Genomic DNA, 25,902 nt, shown 5'->3' with positions numbered 1-25,902 from the left:
ATATCCACATTTATGCGGTTTCTAAGGCGTGGGCGCCACACAGCCCGATCGGCCGGGCAGCGCCCATGCCCCATGGCTCTCGCAATGGACAGAAATGCTTCCATAAATCAGGCGCTTCTCTTGATCGCCCTGTCCGCCTGAAGATGCTGACGCCAGGCATCTAGGCCGACCTCGATATTCCGGCGGCCGAAGCCGACGCGGAATCGGTCCTCAGCGACCGCCAGCAGATCCGACACGAACAGGCTCGATGGCAGCAGCAGCACGCCCGCTTCCTCGACCAGGCGACGGCAATGGGTTTCGACCCCGTCCGCCCCAAGATAGCGAGCAAAGCCGACGCAACCGCCATCCGGCTCCCGCCATTCATAGAGATCGGGGAACTCGGCAAAGAAGGCCCCGAGTTTTGCCAGATTCGAGGCGCAAAGCGCGCGATTGCGGTCAAGCAGCTGCTCACGCGCTTTCAGTGCGATCGTCGCCAGAACCTCGGACGGGCGCGAATTGCAGATCGACAGATAGTGCTTCATCTTCTCCATGCGCTCGAGCAGCGCGTGGTCGCGGCAGGCTATCCAGCCGATGCGCAGGCCTGGCAGGCCGTAGGCCTTGGACATGACGTTGAGCGAAATCCCCCGCTCGAACAACTCGGCCGCCTGCGGCAGCCTCAGCGCCGGATCGCGTTCGAGCCCGCGATAGACTTCGTCGCTGAAGAGGTGGATGCCGCGTTCGGCGCAGAGTTCCGCCAGCGCCCTGAAGGTCTGCTGATCGGCGATCGAGCCGGTCGGGTTGTTGGGGAAGTTGACGGCGATGAGCCTTGTGTTCGGCTTCAGCGCCGCGCGCACGTCGGCAATATCCGGGCGCCAGTTGTTTTCGGGGCGCAGCGGCACCCCCGTCACCGAAGCGGCGATCGTGACCGGCAGCGTTTCCATCGACTGATAGTTGGGCACGGTGACGATGGCGTGGTCCTCGGGCCCGAGCAGCGCCAGCATGGCGCAGTAAAGCCCCTCCTCCGCCCCGGCGAAGCAGAGAATGTCTTCAGCCGAAAGCCCCTGATAGGTCGCCGCTATGGCCGAGCGCAGGGCCGGCGCACCGTAGGTCTCGGTGTAGCCGAGCGTCAGCTTGTCCCAGGCTTCCCGGTCCGCGTCGTCGGCCATCGCCAGCAATTCGCCCATGCCGATGGTTTCGCTGTCGCTGGCGGTCATATGGTGGCGCGCCTTGAACTCCCAGCGGGAGAAATGCGTTTCGAGACGGAAGTCTGGCAAGGTGGTCATATCGGATCCTCCAATCGCTACGTCCGGCGAGCGGGCGAAATCATTGTCTTCGTCGTGATCAGGAAGCGTCGCTGCGGGCAGCGGCGAGATAGTTGTAGATCGAGGCGCGCGAGGTGCCGATCAGGCTGGCGAGATGGTCGACTGCGTTGCGCGTCTTGAACAGGCCGCGCTCTTCAAGGGCTGCGACCAGCGCCACGCGGTCCCTCCGCTTCAGCGCCGAAAGAGCGAGGCCCCGCTCCTTCAGCCAATCGTGCAGCGAGGCGTTGATCTCCTCGCGCCAGTCGCGCGAAAACAGCGCCTGTGGTCGCGGCTGCTCGGCGCCGGCAAAAGCGGAAAGCAGCTTTACCGCGTTGTCGATCATCGAGACATCGAGATTGATGCAAAGCAGGCCCGCGGCGTCGCCCTTGGCATCGCGCAGCACCGCCGAGACGGACTTGATGCGCCGACCATCGGCGCCGGTCTTCTCGTAGGGTCCAAGCACGTTTTCCGCACCCGAAACCGTACCGAAATCCTCTTCGATCAGCGAATCCTCGCCGACGGCGCGCCCCGAGGACGCATTCCAGATGGCAGCGACAGTGCCTTGCCTGAGGTCATGCAGCACCACTTCCGCATGCGGATAGAGCAAGGCGCTGATGGCCGCGGCTGATGGCGCATGCATGGCAATGTCAAAAGTGATGGCGGGTTCGATGTTCATGCGACTGGAATGATCCAGTTTAGATGTTTTGTCAATTCTTGACGTTTCATCTATTTCAAATATTCGCCCATGCTTGCGCGCCCTGTCGGCCTGTCCTATCCCGAAGAAGACGAGATTCGCCTGGAGATACTGCCATGAACGCCGGACCCGCTTCCTTTCCCGACAGGGACACCGTTGCCGAAAAACTTTCGGCATTTGGCGAGGCGGATCAGGCCTTTGTCCGGTTGCTGATGGAAAATCCCGAGCAGGACGATCGGCTGCTGGAGGGGCTTTATCGCTATCTCGATATCGCCTCCGAAGCGCGCTTCCTCAACTCGCTGAAGCTCGACAAGCTCGGACAATGGCTCGGCAACGAGGCGCCGGCGCGGCTGCAGATGCGGCTGATGGAAGCCGCCCGCGCGAGCCAGCACCCGGCCTACCAGGCGTTCAGAACGGGCCTGACGAAATCCGGTGGATTGGAGCGCGCGTTTCCCAAGGCATGAGTTTAGGCATTTAAAAAGTGCGATGGGGCTCGGCGCGATCACAATGAACCTTTGACCTAGCTGGTTGATCCCTGCGCCTTATTGCCCGAGCGGGATTTCTCGCCCTCATTCCTGTGCTTGTCACAGGAATCCAGCCGCGCCGTGTCTACGGCGCGGAAGAGCTTGCGGAAACAGGACAACTGGAAGATTCCTTAACGGCGCGGACGCGCCGTTACTGGATTCCTGTGACAAGCACAGGAATGAGGGACGTGGTGCCATCCGCGGACAAGGAAACGGCACCTTTAATCAGGACAATGGTTGCCGGGCATCTGACTGTCACCTTTCGGCAACGGGTTCTTGAACTCCCCGGTGCCTACCAATCGGACGACGCGCTGAGCAGGTTACGTCAGACGAAGGCAGCGCCGTATATTCCTTCTCCCCGCCTGCGGGGAGAAGGTGGCGGCAGCCGGATGAGGGGCTGCGCCAAGTGTCCGGATCGAGGGCATAACTGCGAAGTTCACGCTGGGTCTCGCCCTCCCCAACCCTCAATTGGCCGAACTGCCGCCACCGCCAAGCCCTTTCGCCAGCCGCACCAGATTGACGAACTCGCCGCGATAGCCGAACGGGTCCGCTCCCTTGGCCGCTGCCGCCAGATCAACGACGGCATCATAGGAATAGTCCGACAGCGCCGTGACGCCTGAAAGCTTCTGCCCGAAAGCGGCCACGGCCACCGAGAAGCGGACATCATTGGGCGCCTCTGCCAGCGATGGCACGGCGTTCGCCTCGGTGACCGGCGTGGTAATCAGTTCGCTTCGGTCGCCATCCGGCTTCTTGTAGCGGATCTTCAGGAAGGCAAGCTCGCCGGTTTTCGTCGTGGCATCGGCTGCCGGCTTTTCCGCGGTCGCGTAGCGCAGGTCGTCGTTCAGCACTGCCGGGCTGCCCTTCGGCGTCACCTCGTAGATCGCCGTGACGCTGTGGCCTGAGCCGATGTCGCCGGCATCTACCTTGTCGTTGTTGAAGTCCTCGCGCTTCAGCGCCCGGGTCTCGTAGCCGATCAGGCGGTATTCGGCGATGGCCGCCGGGTTGAATTCCACCTGCAGCTTGACGTCCTTGGCGATCGGGAAGAGCGACGAGCCCGCCTCCTCCACCAGCGTCTTCTGCGCCTCGGCCAGCGTATCGATATAGGCGGCCGTGCCGTTGCCGTTCTGGGCGATCGTCTGCATCAGCGCATCGTTGTAGTTACCGCGGCCGAAGCCGAGCACCGACAGGAAGATGCCGCTCTTGCGCTTGGTCTCGATCATCTGCTTGAGTTCGTCATCGCTGGCCGGACCGACATTGAAGTCGCCGTCGGTCGCCAGCATCACGCGGTTCACCCCGCCCTTGACGAAAGCCTTTTCCGCCAGCCGGTAGGCAGCGTCGATTCCCTCGGCACCGGCGGTCGAACCGCCCGGCTGCAGCGTGTCGATCGCCGACAGGATCTTCGCCTTGTCCTTGACCGCGGTTGGCTCCAGCACCGTGCCGGCATTGCCGGCATAGGTGACGATCGAAACCCTATCCTCCGGCTTCAGCTTCTCGACCAGCAACCGGAAGGCGCCTTTCAATAGCGGCAGCTTGTCCGGCTCGTCCATGGATCCGGAAACATCGATCAGGAACACCAGGTTCGCCTTCGGCGCCTCGGCCGGCACAACGTCATAGCCCTTGATGGCCACATGCATCAGTCGCGTGCCACCATTCCAGGGTGTCGGCGTCACCGTCACCGTCGCCTTGAACGGTTCCGCGGCACTCGCCGGACGCGGCCAGTCATAGGGGAAGTAGTTGACCATCTCCTCCACCCGCACGGCATCGCGGTCCGGCATCTGGCCCTCCATCAGCGAGCGGCGCACGAAGGCATAGGAGGCCGTATCGACATCGACCGAGAAGGTCGAGACCGGGTCGGTCGCAACGCTCTTGACCGGATTGTTGTCAGCCTTGCTGAAGCGCTCGCGGTTGTCCTGGGGTGCCGGAGCCATCTCCTCGGCAACAACGGGCGCCGGCATAAAGGTCATCCGCGTCTGCGCGCCGGGAGCTGCGGTAAGCGGTGCTGCGCTATCGCTCATCATCTGGTTGGCCAAAGCATCCGCCTCGGCCTCGGCGGTGGGCGCCGGGTTCTCGGCTCGCGCCGTAGATTGAACCCCGACGGCCTTCTGCTCGAGGGCGCGGGCTAGCGCCTCGGCGGTTTCCGGCTTATCGGCCGGTGTCTGGCCCTTAGCGTCGGCTGCGACCGGCTCACCGGCTGCAATGCTGGGGGCTTCCTGCTTTTTCGCCTCAGCAAGAGTTTCGTCCGCCGTTGTTGCCGTCGAGGACGGCTTCGGCTGTGGCGCTGCCTTCTGTTTCGGCTGTTCCTTCAGCGCGATCTCAGCACCAGTGTCGCCGGGCAGCGTCGTGTTGCGCGTCAGTTCAAACGTCAGGAACGCGGCGGCGGGGATGACCAGCAGCGTGGCGAGTGCCGATCCGGCAAGCAGTTTCCTGTTCATGATGGGGCTCCATATCCGGTTGAAGATGGAGCTTTGACGAACCGGCCGCACCGATCCTTGGGTAGTGGCCGAATTTTCTTCTACGGCGTCGAAGGCCTGCATGGCGGCAGTGAGCGCGCGCGTGCGTGCCTCGTTCGAAGCCTTTGGCGGGGTCAGCCCGGAGAGCTTGTCGAAATCGTCGGTCATGATCACACGGCCTCCTTGCCAAGCAATGTCTTCAGCCGCTTGCGCGCCTCGTGCACGTGCCAGGACACGGTCGCCTCAGAGCATCCGAGTACGTCGGCGGCAGCGGCATGGCTCATCCCCTCGGCATAGACGAGCAGCACCGCGTCGCATTGTTTTTCAGGCAGCGCCCGTACCGCCGTCCAGAGCGCCTCCTGGCGATCGTCTTCGGCCGCCTCGCCGCCACCGAGCACGGCCTGCTCGCTGGCATAGGCCTGCACCCTGCTGGTGTCGCGCATCTGCCGGCGCTTGTGGTCGCGCGCGGCGTTCAGCGTCAGGGTGTAGAGCCATGTGCGAAACCGGCTGGTGCCGCGAAAGCCGCGGATGGCAGAGCCGAGCCGCACGCAGACGTCCTGGGCGATGTCTTCCGCATCCGCAGCGTTGCCCGACCAGCGCCAGGCAACGGCATGGACAAAATCATAGTGCCGCTCGACCAGTTGGCCGAACGCTCGTCTGTCTCCAGACACCGCTTTCTCGACGAGTTCAGCGTCCAATGGCGTGCCCGCTCCTAGCTGTTTTGAACCTTAGACGTTGCACGACTGCAAATCCTTGGGGCCGTGGCGAAAAAAATGTCGCGACCCCAAGAAAAACTAGCGCGGGAATTTTCCGACGACGGCGATCATCGGCCCCATCGGAAACAGTCGGTCGTGGCGGTTGATGTCAGGCGCGTAGAGGCTGGAGATCGTACCGTCGAGAAAGAGCGCGTTGGGGCAATCGAGCTCGTCGCGGAAAAGCGTCGCGAAGTCGTGGAACCGCACCGGCCTTTTCGAGACGACGAACACCACCTCGCCCGCAGCTGTCACGCCGACGCCGTTGCGGGTCTTGAGGCTGGTGCTGTCGGACAGGAAGCGTGGATGCAGCGTCCCGTCGATCACCAGCATCGGGCCGGACTGTGTGGCAAACCGGGGCCGGATATTGGCCGCGCGATAGGTATCCGCCGCCATCACACCGGCCTTACCGCCATCGACATAGAAGACGCCATTGGGCAGCAGATGAAAATTGCCCCAGCCGGTATTGGTGTTGAGTGGCGCCTGCTCGCGGCCCTCTTCGATATGCAGACCGACCGGCGACAGGTCGTCGTGATACATGCCGCCGTTCATGGCAAAGAGCATATATTCGTCGCGATGGCGCAGCTCCAGCGACAGCGCCCGGAACGAGCGGAAGGGAACGCCCGCCTGGTCCTTGTTGTAGAGGCGGATGTCGTTGTCCGCAGGGTCTACGGTGCAGGCGATATAGTCCTGCCCAAGATGGCTGACGTCACGGCAGGCGCCGAGCGCCGGTCCGGCAAGGCCGGCAGACAGAACGGCGCCGACGAGAAAAGGTTTTGGGAAAAGTGGCATGAAAAACATCCAATGGAATCAGTCGCCCAGCATCATCGAGATTGCGGCGGTTCTGGCGCAGGAGCGACGAAAATGCTGACGCGCGGCTTGAGACTGACGGCGCAGCCCGTCCTTCGCGACAGATGGAAGGGCCTGCCTTCCCCTAATCAAGACCGCGGTTCAAACCACACGCTCCCTCACCCCTGTGCTTGTCACAGGGGTCCAGCCACGGCGCGTCGGCGCTGTGGAGGAACCGCGCCGCCAATGTCACCTGTATCGCGCAGTCTTTTGGCGCCGCGGACGCGGCACCGCTGGATCTCTGTGACAAGCACAGAGATGAGGGAGCGGAAGCCGAACATACCATCGTCGCGACCTCGCTGGACCGCCATCGCACTCCGATGTGCGTGCAGCGAAGGAGAGAAAATATCAGGGCGATGCGGCAGCGAGCGCCACCCCCAATATTCAACCGGCAGCCAGAATCCCTGCAATGCCGGCCATTACGAAGCAGCCGGCCGCCGCCGCAAGGCCGAAAATCGCTGCCAGGAAGGCAAGGCCGGTAACGCCGCTGCGCAGGTAGGACCGGGGGTCGCCGGGCAGGATCTCGCTCGACAGCTTGGTCAGCAGGCGCTTTTCCTGCAGCGTGAAGCGCAGGTTGGTCGCGTGCTTGCGCGCCACGCGCTGCACTTCGCCATAATTGTTGGCGATGGCAAAGAAGGTGAGCAGCAGGCCGATGCAGCCGACGACGAGTGCGGCCTTGCGCAGAAAATCGATCGCCCCCGGCAGCAAATCCGCGCCCAGCACTGAGCTGTCGAACAACCCGTTGAAGCCGGCGATGCAGGCCGCAATCACCGCGGCATGGGCGGCGGCAATCGCCAGCAGGCGCTTGTATGCCTCGTCGAGAAGCTGCGAATTGGCGGCATGAATGCTGTCCAGACGCGAGATCTGCGCTTCCACCTCCTCGCGCGAAAGCTGCGGAGGATAGTTGCTCACGGATACGACTGGGCTACCTCTCATACGATGGACTCCAACGCTACGCCGTCCAGATCGTTATAAATTCGATAATATTATCTTTCCACGACACTTCCAATTTTAGTCATTTTGGAGATTTGCACCATCTTTGCGCGTTAGGATGCGGAAAACTGTCTGCGGTTTTCGCCCGCATCATCGAAGGCGCAATCCGGGTCGCTCACAGCTCCAGTGCGGCCATGTGAAAGTGTAGCTGATCGGGCGGATAGCGATAGCCCTGCCCGACGGGACAGGCATCGCGGGAAAAACATCCGCGCTTGAGACAACCGCTCCCGCCCGCCTCCGCCCTGAGATGGCTGCGACAGCGGCCGACAGCGAATTGCATACTTTCCAGCGCATCCGCGGGACAGGCGGAAACGCAGGGTTTATCCACGCAGCTGTCGCAGGGGTGCGCGCGTGATCGCTCGCCGTCGGCCGGCAAGGGCTGGTCAAAAGCCAGCGCACCGCGATAGCCGTGCCATAGCCCGTAGCGCGGATGAATGAGAATGCCGAGCGGCGAAGCTTTCAATCCTTCCGCCTTCATCGCCCATTGCTGGAACGGCTGCCAGGGCGGATCGGACGGGAAGTAGGCCGTCGCCCCACTGCCCCGAGCGATTTCCTCGATCACCGACTTCGACCACGTATCGAGCGGATCGGCGCCACCGCGATCCGGTGCAATTTCGCGCCAGCGCACGAAGGGTTTCCAGAGCGAGCCGCCGACATTGCCGATCAGCGCGACGCTTGCGGCCGGCCGACCATCGGCAAGCAGCGGCGCTGCATCGGCGGAAGCAAAGTTCAGTGTTCCGCGCAAAAAAAGTCCGTGCGGCTGGAGGGCCGCACGGACGGTTTCAAGTCGAGTGTCCGCTCTCGCGGATGGCGCCGTCATTTCGGTTTCGGCCCCTGTAGATCGTAATGCGGGCGCCAGACCTCCTTCTGGATCATGTCAGCCACCTGCGCCGCGCCGCCTTGCTCCCTGGCTCGCTCGGGACCCTTTCAAGTGAAGGCGTCGGGCATCGAATTCTTGCGCTCCTCGATAAACGCCTTGAGCGCATCGTCGATCGCCGGATCGAGGTAAGGCGCCTCGTAATGCTCGAGCCAGCTGCGCGCCAGCGCATTGGCGCGCTGTTCGATGCGCTTTTCGCCTTCGACTTCCCACTGTTCGTAGGAATTGTTGTCGGCAAGCGGCGAGCGGTAAAACGCGGTCTGGAAATTGGCCTGGGTATGGGCGCAGCCGAGATAGTGGCTGCCCGGGCCGACCTCGCGGATGGCGTCGAGCGCCTGGGCATCTTCCGAGAGGTCGATGCCTTCGGCCATCTTCTGCATCATGCCGAGCTGGTCCTGGTCGATCATGAACTTCTCGTAGGACGAGACGAGACCGCCTTCGAGCCAGCCGGCCGCGTGCAGCACGAAGTTGGTGCCGGCAAGCAGTGTCATGTTCAGCGTGTTGGCCGACTCGTGCGCCGCCTGGGCATCCGGAACCTTGGAGCCGCAAAGCGAACCGCCGGTGCGGAACGGCAGCTTGAGCCGACGGGCGAGCTGCGCTGCGCCATAGGAGACCAGCGACGGCTCCGGCGTGCCGAAGGTCGGCGCACCCGATTGCATCGAGATCGAGGCGGCAAACGTGCCGAACAGCACCGGCGCGCCCTTGCGGATCAGCTGGGTGAACGAGGCGCCGGCCAGCACTTCGGCGAGAATCTGCGTCAACGTGCCGGCAACCGTGACCGGGCTCATGGCGCCCGACAGGATGAACGGCGAAAGCACGCAGGCCTGGTTGTGGCGGGCATAGACCTTGAGCGCACCCACCATGGTCTCGTCGAAAACCATCGGCGAGTTGGCGTTGATCAGGTTGAGCGTGACGCAATTGTTTTCGACGAACTCGTCACCGAAAACGAGCTTGGCCATGGCGATCGTGTCTTCGGCGCGCTCGGGCGCCGTCACCGAGCCCATGAACGGCTTGTCGGAATATTTGATGTGGCTGTAGACCATGTCGAGGTGACGCTTGTTCACCGGAATGTCCACCGGCTCGCAGACCGTGCCGCCCGACGAATGCATCGACGGCGCCATATAGGCGAGCTTCACGAAGTTGCGGAAATCCTCAATGGTCGCGTAACGGCGGTTACCCTCGAGATCACGAACGAAGGGCGGGCCATAGACCGGCGCGAAGATCGTCGCCTTGCCGCCGACCTGGGCGCTGCGCGCGGGATTGCGGGCGTGCCAGGTAAATTCGGACGGCGCCGTTTTCAGAAGGTCGCGGCAAAGACCCTTGGGGAAGTGAACGCGCTGGCCGCGCACATCGGCACCGGCCTGCTTCCAGAGCTCGAGCGCCTCGGCGTCGTCGCGGAACTCGATGCCGATTTCCTCCAGGATCGTATCGGCATTGCGCTCGATGAGCTGAAGGCCTTCCTCGTCGAGAACCTCGTATTCGCGAATCTTGCGCTGGATATAGGGTAGAGACGGCCCCGGGCCGCCGCCGGTGCGCGAGGCACGCCGTGCCGCTGCTCCCCGTCCCTCGCCACGCGAGCGGCGACCGCCACCCTCAACCGCGTCCTGTTCTGTCACGTCGCTCATTCGCTCATTCCTCTCCCGCGCATTTCGTGCGCCTTCAAGCACCAATTGGCCCTAATGCTACCAAGCCGCAGGGACTGTACGGGTCTCAATGCGCCAACGAGTGGCGCAACTCGAACACTGCGATCTGCGTCATCGCCGGCCAAAAACCGCATGGCGCGAATATATTGTTTTTGTTAAGAATATACAGGCCTCGAAAGAAGCTGCTCTCCCGTCGCTTTTTGTCATATGCGACGTCGCTTTCGAAAACAGATTTTTAGACGTCGACCGCTATTGATTGTTGAACGTGTCCGGATTTTAGCCCGGCCGTGCCAGGAACCGAGGAACCCTACTATGGCAGACGATGAAATCATTCTCGAGGACCTTTCCGACGAGGAACTTGTGCAGCAGATGCATGACGACCTCTATGACGGCCTCAAGGAAGAGATCGAGGACGGAACCAACATCCTGCTCAAGCGCGGTTGGACGCCCTACGACGTCCTGACCCAGGCGCTGGTCGAAGGCATGCGCATCGTCGGCGTCGACTTCCGTGACGGCATCCTGTTCGTGCCGGAAGTTCTGCTGTCGGCCAATGCGATGAAGGCCGGAATGTTCATCCTGCGGCCGCTTCTCGCCGAAACCGGCGCTCCGAAGCTCGGCAAGATGGTTATCGGCACCGTCAAGGGCGACATTCACGACATCGGCAAGAACCTCGTCGGCATGATGATGGAAGGCGCCGGCTTCGATGTGGTCGACCTCGGCATCAACAACCCGGTCGAAAACTACCTGGAAGCGATCGAACGCGAGCAGCCCGACATCCTCGGCATGTCGGCTCTCCTGACCACCACCATGCCCTACATGAAGGTCGTCATCGATACGCTCAAGGAAAAGGGCCTGCGTGACGACTATGTCGTGCTCGTCGGCGGCGCGCCGCTCAACGAGGAGTTCGGCAAGGCCGTCGGCGCCGACGCCTATTGCCGCGATGCGGCAGTCGCGGTTGAAACCGCCAAGGACTTCATGAAGCGCAAGCACAACCTGCTCGCTGCCGGCTGAGGATGCCTGAAAGATACGAAAGCCGGCCGCAGCAACGAGGCTTGCGGCCGGCTTTTCTTTGCCGGGATGAAAACGGTGCGACCTTGCGACGTGGGTGAGACCGTGCGTAATGCTGATGGAGAGACCGGCGCGTCTACACCATCCCTTGATGTTTCTCGCCACTGCAGACGCGAAACATCAAACCGGAAGCCAGGAGATCAAAGCGGATCGCGCAGCCAAAATCGGCGCGGCGCTTCAGGTCAGGGCGTTAGATCGTTTTCGTTTCGAACGCAGACACGGAAACGATCTCTCGCTTTTGCCGGAAAGGGTCTAGTTGGCGGCGTTCGCCACCTTCTTGCCGGCCGACTGTGTCGCGTTGACAGTGTTTGCGGTATCCTGACCGATGCCGCGGATTGTGTTGCCGCAGGCGCTCAGCGTCGTAAGCGCAATAAGGACGGCTGCGACGGTCGCAACAGTTTGTGTTTTCATGGCCAGCTTCCTTCACGTTGATCACTGGGTGGAATCGAGATGGAAAAAGTATCGCGCACAACAGAACGTGCACAACCGGAAAAAGTTCACGTCATCGGTTGTGGCGCGATCGCGCGCGAAATTCTGGCCATCTGCCAGGCCAACAGGCTTGACCATGTCGACCTCGCCTGTCTTCCCGCCATCTGGCACAACACGCCCGACAGGATCACCCCGGGCGTCAGGGAGGCGATCGCCAAGGCGCGCCAGGAAGGCTTTCAGCGCATCTTCGTCGCCTACGCCGATTGCGGCACCGGCGGCCACCTGGACCGTCTGTGCGAAGAGGAACGCGTCGAGCGCATCCCCGGCCCGCACTGCTATTCCTTCTTTGCCGGCAACGATGCGTTTGCCAGCCGCTGGGACGACGATCTGACGGCCTTTTTCCTCACCGATTTCCTCGCCCGCCAGTTCGAGGCCTTCGTCATCGAGCCGCTCGGCCTCAAGCGCCACCCGGAACTCCGGGACATGTATTTCGGCCACTACCGCAAGCTCGTCTACCTCTCGCAGCAGGAGGACGGAGTGCTGCAGGCAAAGGCGAAAGAAGCGGCCGATTATCTCGGCCTCGAATACGAGTATCGCTTCACCGGCTATGGCGACCTGACGACATCGCTGCTGCGCGCGTGATCCTGCAGACGGGCAGCGGCGCTCGGTCCTGACTGAAAAAACGGCTGACCGTCAGCTCGCCAGAAGGATGGAAACCTGGCCCGCGTCGTCGTCCGGGCCGCCACCGGTAGGCCCGCGCCAGGTGTCGTCGAAGATCGACACGGTATTCCGCCCATCGCGCTTTGCCTGATAGAGTGCGGCATCCGCCGCGCGTAGCAGGTCTTCCAGCGAGGCTTCGCTCGGTTTGCCGAAGACGACGCCAAGGCTCGCGGTGACGACATGTTCGTCGCCAAGACCGCGGTTGCGGATGTCGAGCGCCTCGATCGCCGCCCTTATCCTCTCGGCCGTATCGTTCGCCTGCTCCCGGTCGACATCGGTCATCAGCACCAGAATTTCCTCGCCACCGAAGCGGAAGGTTTCACCGACGCTGCCGACCTCGCGCAGGATACGGTTACAGACAACCCGCAGGCACTCGTCGCCCTCGATATGGCCGTGAACATCGTTGAAGAGCTTGAAGCGGTCGATATCGAGCATGATCACCGCAACAGTGGCACCAGCTTTTTCCTGGCTCCAGATCGCCTGGCGCACCCGCGCCAGCGAATGACGGTTGAAGAGGCCGGTCAGTTCGTCGCGTTCGGATTTGCGCTCCAGTTCGACATGCAGCGGGCTGCCGCGCATCTGATGGAGGAAATTCAGCCGGTCCTTGTGCTCCATGAAATAGGTGCTCATCGCCAGGAATATCGCCAAGGTCACGTAGAAGGTGACGATGCCGGTATAGGTGACGTCGTCGAAAGCGCCGCTCAGCTTGGTCGTCGTGAACTGCACGGCGCACATCAGCAGCAGTCCGACCATGATGGTGGCAAACCGGGGTCTGAGCGCGATGACGAAGAACAGGAACGCAGCGACGTTGCCGTTCTGGTAGACGAACAGATAGGGGCTGTTGCTGAAGACGGCGACCGACATCGGCAGCGACACGCCGAGCACGGCGACGGAAATGGCAAGAAGATCGTAGTTGCGCGCGCTCGGCCAGCGCCTAAGCGCCAGCACGCTGAACAGGGCGAAGGGCGTGAAGATGCCGAATCGAACGATGACGAGTTCCTGGAACACATCAGGCATCATCGTCGCATCGCCGAAAAACACGCTGTCGTAGATGAGAGTCCCGATCACTGCCCAGACGGCGGCAAGCCTGACGCGGCTGGCGGCGTAATCGCGAAGGAAGGCAGCCTCTATAGCAGGCGCAAAGCGCAGGAACTTGAACCCGCGGCCGATCTGGCGATCAACGTCCCCTAGCGTCACGACGCCCATCATCGACTCTCCGGCTGGTGAAACGGACGCCCGATAGGTGACACAGAAAACTGAACACGCCCTAAAGAGTGGTCAGCGCTCGCCAATCTCGGCGGCAATCGCCGCAACGGGCTGAAAACGCGTCGCTATCTCCAGGATTTGCCGATTGTGCTTCAGCGAGCGACGATCTTGCGAGAGACATGGATCCAGCCGGACGAATACGAGAGTTCACGTCCACCAACAGGCTCAACCGCCTCAATTGAAACTCAATCGACGCGCTATGGTAGAGCCAAGTTGATTTGGCCGAATGTGGCTTTCGCGGTATCAGAACTTCGAACCGCCCCAATCCCCTAAATTCTCGACAGACAGGCTCGGCTTCAGTGCTTGCGGCGCGTCGTCTCGAAACAGATCTGCTTCGAACCGCCTGCTCGTCCGAGCCAGAGCAACGATCATCATTGATCCATCGTCACCCGGCGCGAAAACGCGGAACAGCTACTCCAGCCGAATTGCTCTTACAGACGCTTGAAGGAGGACTGAGGCCATCATGAATACTCTATCTTTCACGAAACGCATCATCCGCGGCCCGTCCAACACGCCGCCGATCCACCGCTTTCACGTTGGCCAACTCGTCCGCTCCAAGGGGGCGCTGACACGGGAGTCGATTACCGGTGAAACCTATCGCATTACCGCTACCCTGCCGGTCCGCGACAATGCCCTCCAGTATCGCATTCAGAGCAGCCGCGAATGCCATGAGCGGGTGACGGATGAGAGCAATCTCGAAATGATAGTCAGTACCGGCAAGGATGGAACAGCACTGGCCGAACGAACGTTCAGAAGAACACACATCCTGTAAGGACCAACGTGCAGGGCATCCAAACAGATCAGCCACAGGAGGCGATCATGAAGTACCATATACCGGCTCAGCTCTATCTCTTCGACTATCGCAGCCTATTTGCCTGGATTGCCCTTTCGGTCGCCGTCGCTGTCGTCATCACCACGATCCTGTTCGGCCGGATCCTGTGATGGCGCGGCACGAAGCCGAACGCCCATCCACACTCATTCGCCCGGCCGGCCACTGGCCGAGTTTGCTTACCGCCTAGAAAGGACCACCCCATGCCACTGAGCTTCCCCAACCAAAGCCGAAGTTACGACGACACCAGAAACGCCGTTCGCTTCCTTGGCCACGATGGCATGTTCGAAGTGCCCTTCTATGTCGAGGCCGAGGCGCTCTCCCGTGGCGCCCCCACCCGGACGACCGAGGCGGCCTGCCTCCAGGCATTCGACGCTGCACGCAACAAGATCTACGAAGTCGCAAAAGCAGCCTATGCCCACGGGCGCCGGACGATCTATGTGCTGACGGCCGCGGACTTCCGCTAGAGCATTTCCAGGAAAAATACGAAGCGGTTTTCCGTCAGGAAATGCGTGAAAACCAAGAGCTAGAGCGTTTCTGCGTTTCCCTCTGAACCGGAACCCACCATTAAGCCGCCGGTAACCTGGCAGCCGCCATATCTGGCGCGAACAACGCATCAGAGGCCGGCATGGCGGACGCAGAAAACATCATCACCGGCAGGCAGCCGGGTCGCGTCGTCGTGGTGACGGCGGGTGGGGAAAATCCCTGGATCATGATCAATGCACTGGCCGCCCGCTTTGACGATATCGTCGTCTTGCAGGAACAGCCGGAATCCAAGGGGCTTTTCCTGCGCCGGCGGGCGCGAAAACTCGGCTGGCCGACGGCGATCGGTCAACTGGCGACGATGATCGCCTCGCGCTTCGGCAAGCGCTTTACCCGGAAACGCGCGGAAGAAATCCTGCAGCTTTACGGCGTATCGGGAATGCCAGATCCGCGTGTACCGGTGCGGCAGATCGTTTCCGTCAACGACGGCGAGGCGGTCGCTCAGATCCGGCAGCTCGCGCCAAAAGTCGTCTTTCTCATCAGCTGCCGCATGCTGAAGGCGATGACGCTGGCGCAGATCCCCTGCCCGGTCGTCAATTTCCATGCCGGCACCAATCCGCGCTATCGCGGGCTGATGGGCGGCTACTGGGCACGGATCAACAACGACGTCGCTCATTTCGGCGCGACCGTGCATCTGGTCGACGAAGGTGTCGACACCGGCGGCATTCTCTACCAGTCGCGCCAGACGCCTGACCGCGGCGATACGATGCATACCTATCCGCTGCTGCAGACGGCCGCTTCCACCGACATCGCCATTGCCGCGGTCGACGATGCCCTCAAGGGCCGGTTGGAACCCCTCGATGTCGCAGGCCCGTCGCAACAGTGGTATCACCCGCCGATCTGGATGTGGCTTTGGAACGGAATTCGGCGCGGCATCTGGTAGGAAAACCGGATGCAGACTGGCCGTTTCCGCCGCGACGCCTGCGGCCGCCTGAAGCCTCTAAGGGCCTGAAATTTCTAGCACTCCCCAATGGATAGACTTACTGTTCAGCGGACTTGCCCGCACGGCGGCAACGCCTAGAGTGCTGGAGGCCTTCGACGTTCAGGGCCCGCGTCGTTTTTGGACATATCCAACGTCGTGGCGAGGTGAGCCACGACGACCGGACATAAGCATTGTCGCAGGAAGAGGAGAACGACACCCGATGGCAGATCGCATAATCGTCTACTGGCGCGACATCCCGGCCCAGGTCATCATCAAGAAGGGCCGCACGACCGCAAAGCGCGAGCTTTCGCTGCGCTTCACCGAGGCGATCGACATGTGCGCCATGCGCACGGGCGCTGCCGAAACCGACGATTATCTCGCCGAATGGCGCAAGGCCGAGCCCGAGCCCGTCTCCGACGACCTGGAAGCGGAAGCCGACCGTGCGGCCGCCGAGCTGGAGGCGGCCTTTGACCGCGAACGCCTCGTCGCCCTGGTAAAGGCAGGGGGCCGCGACAATGGCTGACCCGAAGGTCGCAGGCGCAATAGAAACAAAGATCCTCAAGGGCAATGCCGCGCCCGCCGCCAAAGCCGCGACCGGCGCCTATACCCCAGCCGGCGTCTCTCCAAGCCGCCGCTCGCGCCACAAATATACCGTGCGCCTCTGGGCCGTGCGCCATTCTCGCTTCCTCGAATGGTTCTACAACCGCTTCGCCGACATGTTCCTGCTATTGCATCCGTTATGGAAGGCGATCGGCTACAACAGGGTGGAGCGACCCGTCACCTTCGTCGAACGCCACGTCAAAGGTTTTCTGTTCGACTGTCGCATGTGCGGCCAGTGTGCATTGTCGTCGACCGGCATGTCCTGCCCGATGAACTGTCCGAAGCAGCTGCGCAACGGCCCCTGCGGCGGCGTGCGCGCAAACGGCAATTGCGAGGTCGAGCCGGATATGCCCTGCGTCTGGGTGCAGGCATGGAAGGGCTCGCAGAACATGGCGAAGGGCGATGCGATCATGAAAGTCCAGAAGCCGGTGAACCAGTCGCTGCGCGAAACCTCGTCCTGGCTGCGGGTGACGGCGGAGGCAGCCGCCCGCCGCGAAGCCCAGGCAAAAGAGAACCAGGCATGAGCCCCGACTACAACCCACACGACCCGGGCGCGCCGCTCGATCCCCTGCCCGGCCACTCCTCGCGCGGGCGGCTCGAGCGCGTGCTGCGCCGCGGCGAGTTTGCGGTGACCGCCGAGCTCAACCCGCCCGACAGCGCCAATCCGCAGGACGTCTACGAGCGCGCGGCGATCTTCGACGGCTGGGTCGACGGCATCAATGCGGTCGATGCCTCCGGCGCCAACTGCCACATGTCGTCCGTGGGCATCTGTGCGCTCCTGACGCGCATGGGCTATGCCCCGATCATGCAGATCGCCTGCCGCGACAAGAACCGCATCGCCATTCAGGGCGACGTGCTCGGCGCGTCGGCCATGGGCGTGCAGAACGTCATGTGCCTGACCGGCGACGGCGTGCAGGCCGGCGATCAGCCGGGCGCAAAGCCGGTGTTCGACCTCGACTGCATGTCGCTGCTCGAAACCGTGCGCATCATGCGCGACAATTCCAAGTTCCTCTCGGGCCGCAAGCTGACGACGCCGCCGCAGGTGTTTCTCGGCGCTGCGATCAACCCCTTCGCGCCCCCCTACGACTTCCGCCCCTACCGGCTGGCCAAGAAGATCGAGGCCGGCGCGCAGTTCGTCCAGAGCCAGTACTGCTTCGACGTGCCGATGTTCCGCGAATACATGAAGAAGGTGCGCGATCTCGGCCTCAACGAAAAATGCTTCATCCTCGTCGGCGTCGGACCGATGGCGTCGGCGAAGACCGCCCGCTGGATCCGCTCCAACGTGCCGGGCATCCACATTCCCGACAGCATCATCACGCGGCTGGAGGGTGCTCAGGATCAGAAGAAGGAAGGCAAGCAGCTCTGCATCGACATCATCAACGAGGTCAAGGAGATCGAAGGCGTCTCCGGTGTCCACGTCATGGCCTATCGCCAGGAGGAATATGTCGCAGAGATCGTGCATGAATCGGGCGTGCTGAAGGGACGTCAGCCCTGGAAACGCGAGACGTTGCCGACCGATGCGCTTGTCGCCTCCCGCATGGAACACATTCGCGAAGGCAAGGAAGAAAACCAGCAGGAGATGGCCGAGGCCGCAGCCCACCATCCCCACTGAGGCAATTGCAGTCAAAACCGGCGCCGGCCCGTCCGGCCGCTTCCATCGCTTAACGGGTGAGATAACGAAACCCGACGCCACAGGATCAAAGGATCTTACATGACCCGTACTATCGTCGCTTCTGCCACCCGCGAAATCATCATCGGCTTCGACCAGCCCTTCTGCGTCATCGGCGAGCGCATCAACCCGACGGGCCGCAAGAAGCTGGCCGCCGAAATGATCGAGGGCAATTTCGACACCGTCATCAAGGACGCGCTCGAGCAGGTTGCCGCAGGCGCAACGATGCTCGACGTCAACGCCGGCGTCACCGCCGTCAACCCCAACGAGACCGAACCGCCACTGCTCGTCAAGACGCTGGAAATCGTCCAGGGCCTCGTCGACGTGCCGCTGTCGATAGACAGCTCCGTCTCGGCCGCGATCGAGGCCGCACTTCGCGTCGCCAAGGGTCGGCCGCTGGTCAACTCGGTCACCGGCGAAGAGGAAAAGCTCGAGGCGATCCTGCCGCTCTGCAAGAAGTACGACGTGCCTGTTGTCGCCATCTCCAACGACGAAACCGGCATTTCGATGGATCCGGACGTGCGTTTCGCCGTTGCCAAGAAAATCGTCGAGCGTGCCGCCGACTACGGCATCAAGCCACACGACATCGTGGTCGACCCGCTGGTCATGCCCATCGGCGCTCTGGGCAGCGCCGGCCACCAGGTCTTTGCGCTTCTTCGGCGGCTTCGTGAAGAGCTGAAGGTCAACACCACCTGCGGCCTCTCCAACATCTCCTTCGGCCTGCCGCACCGCCACGGCATCAATGCCGGCTTCATCCCGATGGTCATCGGCGCCGGCATGACCTCGGCGATCATGAACCCCTGCCGACCGCAGGAAATGGAGGCCGTACGCGCCGCTAACGTGCTGAATGGCACCGACCCGAATTGCACCCACTGGATCAGAACCTACCGCGACCACAAGCCGTCCGAGGGCGGTCACGTGGTTGCAGCCGCACCTGTGGCTGCAGCCGGCGGACGCCGCGGCGGACGCGCCGCGCGCACCGGCGGCGCTGCGGCAAGCGAATAGGTTTTTGCGCGGCGTCACGTCGCGTAGGAAGGGGGGACAAATTGGCCATGGGAATCATCTGCGCCGTCCCCCTGGCCCTCCTCGCCAGATATGGGCTGTTTGAGGATGCGGGCGAGTTCAAAAGATCCTACGGTGCGCTCAGGGCCTACGTTCTGCCGGTCCTGTTCGTAAACCTCGCCGTGCTTGCCGTCATACTGGCTGCGGTCGTCACGAAGAGGGTCAACTTCGGCTCCCGGGAACGGATCATCAATGTCTGATTCCGGGGTCGCGCGATCACACTACAGCGCCGCGCGTCTTATCAGACGCGCAAAGGTCGCTGTAGCACTTTGAATTGCTGCATGTTTCCTTAAATCGGCTACGATTTAAGGAAACATGCAGTAGCGGCAGCGTTTGCCTGGGCAGTCGCAGTCGCCAGACCGACCACGGCATCATAGTCAGGCATCCGACCGCCGCTGTCGCGGCACAAGAGTAGGGATCATCGATGACAACGCGCCGACTTCACCTGGACACGTTCACGCTCTGGTTCGAGGCCCCTTTCGTCATGGCGCTTCGGCTGCACGAAATGCAGATGGCCGCCTTGACCGGCAAGAGCCAGGATTCGACCGAGATCAATCGCATGGTGTCGGAGAAGATCGCAGCCACTACGGAGAGTGCGATGGCCGTGAACATGGCGCTGTGGCGTGCCGCCTTCGACAACACGATGCGACTGATGATGGGCGGAAACGCATCGTTCGGCCTGGGGGGAACGGCGATCGCCGCTGCCGCTCTCAAGCCCTACGGCACGCGCGTGCGCGGCAATGCCCGGCGGCTGTCGCGCAAGTCGTCGTGAAAGACGACGCAAGCGCAGGCGCAACACCTCCGAAATGATGCTCGCAGATCTTTCCATGTCGGGATCTGACAACTATCAGGCTGCATTCCGGTGCAGTCTGAAGCCGTTTACCCGTGCTTCGGTTCGTCGGACTGAAGCGGCCCTGAGGAAAGACAGAACAGAATGCGCATCGAAGGCACTTCCGAAATCGAGATCAACATGACCGAAGCCGCCCATAAGGATCCCCTCGTTCTGTTCATGCCGTCGGGCAAGCGCGGCCGGTTCCCGGTCGGCACGCCGGTTCTCGATGCCGCCCGCTCGCTCGGGGTCTATGTCGAAAGCGTGTGTGGCGGCCGCGCCACCTGCGGGCGCTGTCAGATCGAGGTGCAGGAAGGCAACTTCGCCAAACACAAGATCGTCTCCTCCAACGACCATATTTCGCCTGTCGGCCCGAAGGAGCAGCGCTACGCCTCCGTACGCGAACTGCCCGACGGCCGCCGCCTCTCCTGTTCCGCCCAGATCCTCGGCGATCTCGTCATCGACGTGCCGCAGGACACCGTCATCAACGCCCAAGTTGTGCGCAAGGCGGCGACCGACCGGGTGATCGAGCGCAACGCCGCCGTCCAGCTCTGCTATGTCGAAGTCGACGAGCCCGACATGCACAAACCGCTCGGCGATCTCGACCGGCTGAAGGTGATGCTGGAGAAGGACTGGGGCTGGAAAGATCTCTTGATCGCGCCGCACCTGATCCCGCAGGTGCAGGCCATCCTGCGCAAGGGCAATTGGGCGGTGACTGCCGCAATCCACCGCGACATGGACAGCTCGCGCCCCTTCATCGTCGGCCTGTGGCCCGGCCTGAAGAACGAGGCTTACGGCATTGCCTGCGACATCGGCTCGACGACGATCGCCATGCATCTGGTGTCGCTGCTGTCAGGCCGCATCGTCGGCTCGTCGGGCACGTCGAACCCGCAGATCCGCTTTGGCGAAGACCTGATGAGCCGCGTTTCCTACGTGATGATGAACCCGGATGGCCGCGAGGCCATGACCAAGGCGGTGCGCGAGGCGGTCAACGGCCTGATCGGCAAGGTCTGCGCCGAAGGTGAGGTCGATCGCCACGATGTTCTCGACATGGTCTTCGTCGGCAACCCGATCATGCACCACCTGTTTCTCGGCATCGACCCGACCGAACTCGGCCAGGCGCCGTTTGCGCTCGCCGTCTCCGGTGCGCTGCAATATTGGGCGCACGAGATCGACATCGACGTCAACCGCGGCGCCCGGCTCTACATGCTGCCCTGCATCGCCGGCCATGTCGGCGCCGATGCGGCCGGCGCCACGCTGTCGGAAGGGCCCTACCGCCAGGACAAGATGATGCTGCTCGTCGATGTCGGCACCAATGCCGAGATCGTTCTTGGCAACAGGGAGCGCGTCGTCGCCGCCTCCTCGCCAACCGGCCCCGCCTTCGAAGGGGCGGAAATCTCCTCCGGCCAGCGCGCGGCCCCGGGTGCCATCGAGCGCGTGCGCATCGACCCCGAGACGCTCGAGCCGCGTTTCCGCGTCATCGGCGTCGACAAATGGTCGAACGAAGATGGTTTTGCCGAGGCGGCGGCCGCCGTCGGCGTCACCGGCATCTGCGGCTCTGCAATCATCGAGATCGTCGCCGAGATGTATCTCTCCGGTATCATCTCGCAGGACGGCGTCGTCGATGGCGCCATGGCCGCGAAAAGCCCACGCATCATCCCCAACGGCCGCACCTTCTCCTACCTGCTGCACGAGGGCGAGCAACGCATCACCGTGACGCAGAACGATATCCGCGCCATCCAGCTCGCCAAGGCAGCACTCTATGCCGGCATCAAGCTGCTCATGGAAAAGCTTGATATCGACCATGTCGACACCATCCGCTTCGCCGGCGCCTTCGGCTCCTTCATCGACCCGAAATACGCCATGGTGCTTGGGCTGATCCCGGACTGCGACCTCGACGAGGTCAAGGCCGTCGGCAACGCCGCCGGCACCGGCGCGCTCATGGCGCTCTTGAACCGTGGCCACCGCCGCGAGATCGAGCAAACCGTCAGCAAAATCGAGAAGATAGAGACGGCGCTTGAATCAAAGTTTCAGGAGCATTTCATCAACGCCATGGCGATGCCGAACAAGGTCGACGCCTTCCCGAAACTGTCTGCGGTCGTCACCCTGCCGGAACGCAAGGTGACCAGCGACGATGGCGAAGGCGGCGGCAGACGGCGGAGACGCAGCCGCGAGTAGACACTGAGCTCGTTCCAGCTCCGCAACAGCGCCGAGAATCCGACGCAGGCCTTAGCCCCTCACCCTAGCCCTCTCCCCGCAAGCGGGGAGAGGGAACGCGTTCACGCAGCAGCCTCGTTGTCAGAAGCGGTCGTCAAGGAGCCACGGACACCTCACTGGATTTTGGGGCTGGACTGGGTAAGTGGGCGAGCGCGGCATGCCCCTTCTCCCCGCCTGCGGGGAGAAGGTCGCGGCAGCGGGATGAGGGGGCGGGCACGACCTCTTACGGTCACTTCGAGCACCCCGCCTCACCCAGCCCTCGCCGCAAACGCTCCCAGCAACCCCGCCCAGCCACCTTCGGAATCGAGCGACGCACGGACTTCGTTCGCCTTGGCGCCATAGCTCGCCAGGTCGCGGTGTTCGAGCCGCACCATCGTGCCGCCATCCGTCATGGGTTCAAAGGTCACCTCCACCTCGGTCTGGAAATCCGGATCGAAGGTCCATTCGGCATTGAGCTGCCAGGCGAAAAGAATGCGCCTCGGCCGATCACAGGCGAGCACCCGCCCCCATTCCTTCTCTTCCCCGGAATTGCCAATCTCGTACCAGCGGCCGCCGGCGAACGGTTCGACGATAACGGTCCTCTGTCCGCTGTCCGTCAGGCTATGGCTCTTCAGCCACCAATCGCCCATTGCCGAAACGAAGATGTCGAAGGCCCGCTCCGGCGCCGCGCGCACCGTGACAGACTTGCGCACCGGTGCCGGTTCGATGACATGCATGGCGCTCCCTCCCGTTGCACGATGCATTCGCGGTCATAGCGAGGCATCGCTAATCGCTTCACCCGGGCTCGTCGCGATCGGCAATCACCTTGAAGGCCGCGAGCTGATCGCCCCAGAACCGATCGAGCCATTGCCGCAGTGGGCCCAGGCCGTCGGGGTCGATCGAATAGATGCGGCGCGTGCCTGACGGCGTGTCGTGAACAAGGCCTGCCTGTTTCAACACTTTCAGATGCTGCGATATTGCCGGCTGCGACACCGGCAATGACCGGGCGATATCGGCAACCGAGCAGCCGCCCGTCGCGAGTTTCTCGATGATCGCCCGCCGGGTCGGGTCCGCAAGCGCGGCAAGCACTCTGCCTTCATAAGCCATGCCTTATTATAAGCCGATACTTATGATAGGCAAGCCGAACGTCACCGCCGCCACCCGATGATCCTGTCGATCCCGCGCGAGAGCATCGCGCCATGAAAATGCACTAGAATTCAGCTGGTTACAGCACGAACATGAATCTGGATACGATGACGAGACCGACCCGCGCCGGTGGCGGCGGGCCCTTTTCTACCCGCCGAGCGCAATCGTGATTGCCACCAGAACGCCGCCGATCGCCGCCATCGCAAACGCCATCGGCCAGGGGCTTCGCCCCATGTAGCAGCCAAGCTGGGCGCCGATCGCAAACAGCATGACCAGTGCGACGGCATTCGAAACGCGCATGGCGACATCGATGCGCTCGATCAAAAGGAACGGAATGCTGGGCGGCAATGTCGAAATGACGACGAGCGCGAAGATGGCGAGCGCCGCCTTGAGATCGCGGCCGGTGACGACCGCCCTCGGCGGTTCCGCGGGCAACGTGCGAACGCGTTGCAGAATTGCTTCCACTTCGTTTTCCGAAGCCACGAGACGCACATCGTCAGGCAGGCTGTCGAGAAACAGCTGGCGCGCGTTGGCCAGCGGCTCGCTCCTCAAAGCAGCAACAAAGCCGCGGCGCCGCACCCGCTCCACCGCCGTCGTCAGCGCATGCATGACACCATCGACAATGCCCCAGGCCAGATTGCAGCCCAAAGCGGCGGTGAGCACCGCTGTCACCTTCTCGCCGCCACCGACGGCGACACTCATCGTACCGGTGAAGGACAGCGCCATCAGCAGCCCGAAAATGATCTCCGAGAGCCGGTCGATCGGATCCAGAATGGGGCGCGGCTGGTCATCTCTCATCACGCCTCGCCCCTCCGGCCCGGTGGTCAGCGGACGACGATGTGGCCGGGGCAATCCGGTTGGTCAGGCGACCGCTGTCGCAAGCCGCGCCTCTCCCGACTGGATCCTCAGTTCGGCGAAAGCGTCGCGAACATGGTCTGCGACAGCCAGAACCGGCGCCGGCGCATCGTCGATCACCTGCAGGCCGATATCGTAATGGCCGAGATCGGGAAGACCGTCGCGCTCGCCAAGCTGCACCATCTCACCCTGGACAAGGTAACGCGGCAGCGGCGCAATCGCGAGGCCGGCGAGCACGGCGGCACGCTGGCCCGTGGTATAGGCGCTGAGAAAGGCAATGCGGAACCGGCGGCCGGCGCGCGACAGCTTTTCCACCGCATCGGCCCGCCAGACGCAGCCATCCTCCCACATCGACACCGGCAGCGGATCCTTAAGATGCGCATTGCCGCATTTGACGCCCGCCCAGACCAGCTTTTCCTGCATCAGGATTTCGCCGTTCTTCGGCGCGACATCGGTCAGGCTGTTGAAGATCGCGATGTCGAGGCGATGTTCGTCGACGCGCTTGCGCATGGCGCCGCTCATACCGATCGATACGTCGACCGTGACGTTCGGATAGGATTCAGCAAAGCGCTTCAGCACTTCCGGCAGGATGCGTTCGCCGACGTCCTCGGGCGCACCGACGCGCACGACGCCATTCATGTCGGGCAGCAGGAAGCGCGACACCGTCTCATTGTTGAGCGCCAGCAGACGGCGGGCAAAACCCAACAGCATCTCGCCCTTTGGCGTCAGCGACACCGAGCGCGCGTCGCGCAAGAACAGCGTGCAGCCGAGCAGCTCTTCCAGCTTCTTGATCTGCATCGAGACCGCCGACGGGGTGCGGTAGACCGTTTCGGCCGCAGTGGTGAAGTTGCCCGTTTCGGCGATGGCGACGAAGGTCTTCAACACATCCATTTCCAGGAGCGGAAGCGCATGGCGCAGCATCATGTTCATGGCGGCATTCCTTGATCAATAAAACTGAAAGAATGGTTCACTTCATTTCGTTTGATTGAACATCAACAAAGACCGATAGTCAAGTTGCAAGGACGCCAAAGGAAGGAAACCAGTCATGTCCGCGACAACAATGGCCTTCGCTGCCCCGCAGGGCATTCGGCGCGTGAGCAAGGTGAAACCCAAGATGAACCGCACTCCCGAGCATGTCGTGCAATTGGCAAAGACCTTGCCTGTGAGACAGGTCAATGCCGACGGCGATCTCGTCTTGTCGTTCCTCTCCCGCGTGCAATCGCTGATCGACAGCATTGCACGAAAACGACAGGCAAAACGCATCGCCCGGAATCGGGTGGAAGCCCACCGCGAATTGGCGAGACTACCCAAGCGGGTCCGCAACGACCTCATCTTCGCCGAGACGCTGATTGATCACCATGTTTGATGAAAACTATCAAACATATTCGTTTGAATGATGATTAGGGTTGCGACATATATAGATCGTGGTCGCGACCTCTGAGGCACTCAGAAGGAGCCATGAAATGTCTACTATCCATCTATTCCAGACCTCGGACCGGGCATCCTCCCCCTCGTCCATCCCGGGTCTCTTCAGCCTTCGTGCCCGCGCCTGGGCTGCGTGGAAGCGCTATTCCAACGAGCGCGCGCTTGAAAACCTGTCCTACGACACGATGAAGGACATCGGTTTTCCGTCAGTCGTCGACGCGGTGCACAAGACCGAGCAATGAATGACCGCCTGACCTGTTTTCGGGGACCCAAGACCCCGA

At 62.4% G+C, this 25,902-nt stretch carries 30 protein-coding genes; 16 read left to right on the top strand and 14 right to left on the bottom strand.

The genetic code is table 11. The features are described from left to right. Positions 1-107 precede the first annotated feature (107 nt). Positions 108-1,262 (bottom strand): aminotransferase class I/II-fold pyridoxal phosphate-dependent enzyme, encoded by a 1,155-nt coding sequence (locus ABIE33_RS25565; RefSeq protein WP_429130611.1) that lies wholly within the window; start codon positions 1,260-1,262, stop codon positions 108-110. Between the two features lie 58 nt (positions 1,263-1,320). Beyond that, positions 1,321-1,956: a helix-turn-helix transcriptional regulator gene (locus ABIE33_RS25560; protein WP_429130610.1), complete on the bottom strand. Its 636-nt coding sequence runs from the start codon at positions 1,954-1,956 to the stop codon at positions 1,321-1,323. Positions 1,957-2,090: 134 nt separating this feature from the next. Between ABIE33_RS25560 and ABIE33_RS25555 the strand changes: the two genes are divergently transcribed. After that, positions 2,091-2,438: a hypothetical protein gene (locus tag ABIE33_RS25555; protein WP_429130609.1), complete on the top strand. Its 348-nt coding sequence runs from the start codon at positions 2,091-2,093 to the stop codon at positions 2,436-2,438. Between the two features lie 524 nt (positions 2,439-2,962). Here ABIE33_RS25555 and ABIE33_RS25550 read toward each other — a convergent pair. From ABIE33_RS25550 to ABIE33_RS25525, 6 genes are all read right to left on the bottom strand, one after another. Beyond that, the gene (locus ABIE33_RS25550) at positions 2,963-5,116 is read right to left on the bottom strand and encodes a YfbK domain-containing protein (protein WP_429130608.1); all 2,154 of its coding nucleotides are present in this window, start codon (positions 5,114-5,116) and stop codon (positions 2,963-2,965) included. Positions 5,117-5,118: 2 nt separating this feature from the next. Then, positions 5,119-5,646 (bottom strand): RNA polymerase sigma factor, encoded by a 528-nt coding sequence (locus ABIE33_RS25545; protein WP_429130607.1) that lies wholly within the window; start codon positions 5,644-5,646, stop codon positions 5,119-5,121. 96 nt (positions 5,647-5,742) lie between these two features. Further along, positions 5,743-6,492, bottom strand: coding sequence for a phosphodiester glycosidase family protein (locus ABIE33_RS25540; RefSeq protein WP_429130606.1), 750 nt, complete (start codon positions 6,490-6,492; stop codon positions 5,743-5,745). A 441-nt stretch (positions 6,493-6,933) separates the two neighbouring features. After that, a complete protein-coding gene (locus tag ABIE33_RS25535) occupies positions 6,934-7,485 on the bottom strand; it encodes a hypothetical protein (RefSeq protein WP_429130605.1) in 552 nt (183 codons plus the stop codon). 172 nt (positions 7,486-7,657) lie between these two features. Then, entirely contained in the window at positions 7,658-8,362 is a 705-nt protein-coding gene (locus ABIE33_RS25530) for a ferredoxin (protein WP_429130604.1), read from the bottom strand. Positions 8,363-8,469: 107 nt separating this feature from the next. Then, complete coding sequence (locus ABIE33_RS25525) at positions 8,470-10,044, bottom strand: trimethylamine methyltransferase family protein (RefSeq protein ID WP_429130603.1); 1,575 nt, start codon at positions 10,042-10,044, stop codon at positions 8,470-8,472. A 330-nt stretch (positions 10,045-10,374) separates the two neighbouring features. Between ABIE33_RS25525 and ABIE33_RS25520 the strand changes: the two genes are divergently transcribed. Further along, positions 10,375-11,073: a corrinoid protein gene (locus ABIE33_RS25520; RefSeq protein ID WP_429130602.1), complete on the top strand. Its 699-nt coding sequence runs from the start codon at positions 10,375-10,377 to the stop codon at positions 11,071-11,073. A 309-nt stretch (positions 11,074-11,382) separates the two neighbouring features. Here the strand turns inward: ABIE33_RS25520 and ABIE33_RS25515 are convergent, their stop codons facing one another. Further along, positions 11,383-11,541 (bottom strand): entericidin, encoded by a 159-nt coding sequence (locus tag ABIE33_RS25515; RefSeq protein WP_429130601.1) that lies wholly within the window; start codon positions 11,539-11,541, stop codon positions 11,383-11,385. Between the two features lie 39 nt (positions 11,542-11,580). Here ABIE33_RS25515 and ABIE33_RS25510 point away from each other — a divergent pair, with 39 nt between their 5' ends. Further along, entirely contained in the window at positions 11,581-12,201 is a 621-nt protein-coding gene (locus ABIE33_RS25510; protein ID WP_429130600.1) for a DUF1638 domain-containing protein, read from the top strand. A gap of 51 nt (positions 12,202-12,252) precedes the next feature. On the opposite strand, the gene ABIE33_RS25505 is transcribed toward ABIE33_RS25510, so the two are convergent. Next, positions 12,253-13,485, bottom strand: a complete 1,233-nt coding sequence (locus ABIE33_RS25505) for a GGDEF domain-containing protein (RefSeq protein WP_429130599.1) — start codon at positions 13,483-13,485, stop codon at positions 12,253-12,255. A 523-nt stretch (positions 13,486-14,008) separates the two neighbouring features. On the opposite strand from ABIE33_RS25505, the gene ABIE33_RS25500 reads away from it, so the two are divergent. The 11 genes from ABIE33_RS25500 (at position 14,009) to ABIE33_RS25450 (ending at position 22,177) form a co-directional block, all read left to right on the top strand. Beyond that, positions 14,009-14,317, top strand: coding sequence for a hypothetical protein (locus ABIE33_RS25500; protein ID WP_429130598.1), 309 nt, complete (start codon positions 14,009-14,011; stop codon positions 14,315-14,317). Positions 14,318-14,364: 47 nt separating this feature from the next. Continuing rightward, positions 14,365-14,487, top strand: a complete 123-nt coding sequence (locus ABIE33_RS25495; protein WP_429130597.1) for a hypothetical protein — start codon at positions 14,365-14,367, stop codon at positions 14,485-14,487. 90 nt (positions 14,488-14,577) lie between these two features. Continuing rightward, complete coding sequence (locus tag ABIE33_RS25490; RefSeq protein ID WP_429130596.1) at positions 14,578-14,841, top strand: DUF1488 domain-containing protein; 264 nt, start codon at positions 14,578-14,580, stop codon at positions 14,839-14,841. Positions 14,842-15,002: 161 nt separating this feature from the next. After that, positions 15,003-15,800: a formyl transferase gene (locus ABIE33_RS25485; RefSeq protein WP_429130595.1), complete on the top strand. Its 798-nt coding sequence runs from the start codon at positions 15,003-15,005 to the stop codon at positions 15,798-15,800. 259 nt (positions 15,801-16,059) lie between these two features. Further along, entirely contained in the window at positions 16,060-16,362 is a 303-nt protein-coding gene (locus ABIE33_RS25480) for a virulence factor (RefSeq protein WP_429130594.1), read from the top strand. Beyond that, positions 16,355-16,963, top strand: coding sequence for a methylenetetrahydrofolate reductase C-terminal domain-containing protein (locus tag ABIE33_RS25475; RefSeq protein ID WP_429130593.1), 609 nt, complete (start codon positions 16,355-16,357; stop codon positions 16,961-16,963). Before ABIE33_RS25480 ends, ABIE33_RS25475 begins: the two co-directional genes overlap by 8 nt. Further along, complete coding sequence (locus ABIE33_RS25470; RefSeq protein WP_429130592.1) at positions 16,960-18,051, top strand: methylenetetrahydrofolate reductase; 1,092 nt, start codon at positions 16,960-16,962, stop codon at positions 18,049-18,051. Before ABIE33_RS25475 ends, ABIE33_RS25470 begins: the two co-directional genes overlap by 4 nt. A gap of 99 nt (positions 18,052-18,150) precedes the next feature. Beyond that, entirely contained in the window at positions 18,151-19,113 is a 963-nt protein-coding gene (locus ABIE33_RS25465) for a methyltetrahydrofolate cobalamin methyltransferase (RefSeq protein ID WP_429130591.1), read from the top strand. Positions 19,114-19,154: 41 nt separating this feature from the next. Then, the gene (locus ABIE33_RS25460) at positions 19,155-19,370 is read left to right on the top strand and encodes a hypothetical protein (protein WP_429130590.1); all 216 of its coding nucleotides are present in this window, start codon (positions 19,155-19,157) and stop codon (positions 19,368-19,370) included. Between the two features lie 224 nt (positions 19,371-19,594). Continuing rightward, positions 19,595-19,942: a hypothetical protein gene (locus ABIE33_RS25455; RefSeq protein ID WP_429130589.1), complete on the top strand. Its 348-nt coding sequence runs from the start codon at positions 19,595-19,597 to the stop codon at positions 19,940-19,942. A 162-nt stretch (positions 19,943-20,104) separates the two neighbouring features. Continuing rightward, positions 20,105-22,177, top strand: a complete 2,073-nt coding sequence (locus tag ABIE33_RS25450) for an ASKHA domain-containing protein (protein WP_429130588.1) — start codon at positions 20,105-20,107, stop codon at positions 22,175-22,177. Between the two features lie 287 nt (positions 22,178-22,464). Here ABIE33_RS25450 and ABIE33_RS25445 read toward each other — a convergent pair whose 3' ends face one another. The 4 genes from ABIE33_RS25445 to ABIE33_RS25430 all read right to left on the bottom strand — a co-directional run bounded on the left by ABIE33_RS25445 (position 22,465) and on the right by ABIE33_RS25430 (position 25,126). Then, positions 22,465-22,932 carry an SRPBCC family protein gene (locus ABIE33_RS25445; protein WP_429130587.1) on the bottom strand — a complete coding sequence of 156 codons (468 nt, stop codon included), beginning with the start codon at positions 22,930-22,932 and terminating at the stop codon, positions 22,465-22,467. Positions 22,933-22,990: 58 nt separating this feature from the next. After that, on the bottom strand, positions 22,991-23,302 hold the full coding sequence (locus ABIE33_RS25440; protein ID WP_429130586.1) for an ArsR/SmtB family transcription factor: 312 nt from the start codon (positions 23,300-23,302) through the stop codon (positions 22,991-22,993). Positions 23,303-23,488: 186 nt separating this feature from the next. Then, positions 23,489-24,139, bottom strand: a complete 651-nt coding sequence (locus ABIE33_RS25435) for a VIT1/CCC1 transporter family protein (protein ID WP_429130585.1) — start codon at positions 24,137-24,139, stop codon at positions 23,489-23,491. A 63-nt stretch (positions 24,140-24,202) separates the two neighbouring features. Continuing rightward, positions 24,203-25,126 carry a LysR substrate-binding domain-containing protein gene (locus tag ABIE33_RS25430; RefSeq protein WP_429130584.1) on the bottom strand — a complete coding sequence of 308 codons (924 nt, stop codon included), beginning with the start codon at positions 25,124-25,126 and terminating at the stop codon, positions 24,203-24,205. A 115-nt stretch (positions 25,127-25,241) separates the two neighbouring features. Here ABIE33_RS25430 and ABIE33_RS25425 point away from each other — a divergent pair, with 115 nt between their 5' ends. Beyond that, positions 25,242-25,562, top strand: coding sequence for a hypothetical protein (locus tag ABIE33_RS25425; protein WP_429130583.1), 321 nt, complete (start codon positions 25,242-25,244; stop codon positions 25,560-25,562). A 97-nt stretch (positions 25,563-25,659) separates the two neighbouring features. Continuing rightward, positions 25,660-25,863 (top strand): hypothetical protein, encoded by a 204-nt coding sequence (locus tag ABIE33_RS25420; protein WP_429130582.1) that lies wholly within the window; start codon positions 25,660-25,662, stop codon positions 25,861-25,863. The last annotated feature ends 39 nt before the right edge of the window (positions 25,864-25,902 follow it).

The sequence above is a fragment of the Ensifer sp. 4252 genome, from assembly GCF_050434565.1.
Classification (GTDB): Bacteria; Pseudomonadota; Alphaproteobacteria; order Rhizobiales; family Rhizobiaceae; genus Ensifer.
This window is presented reverse-complemented; position numbering and strand designations above follow the sequence as displayed.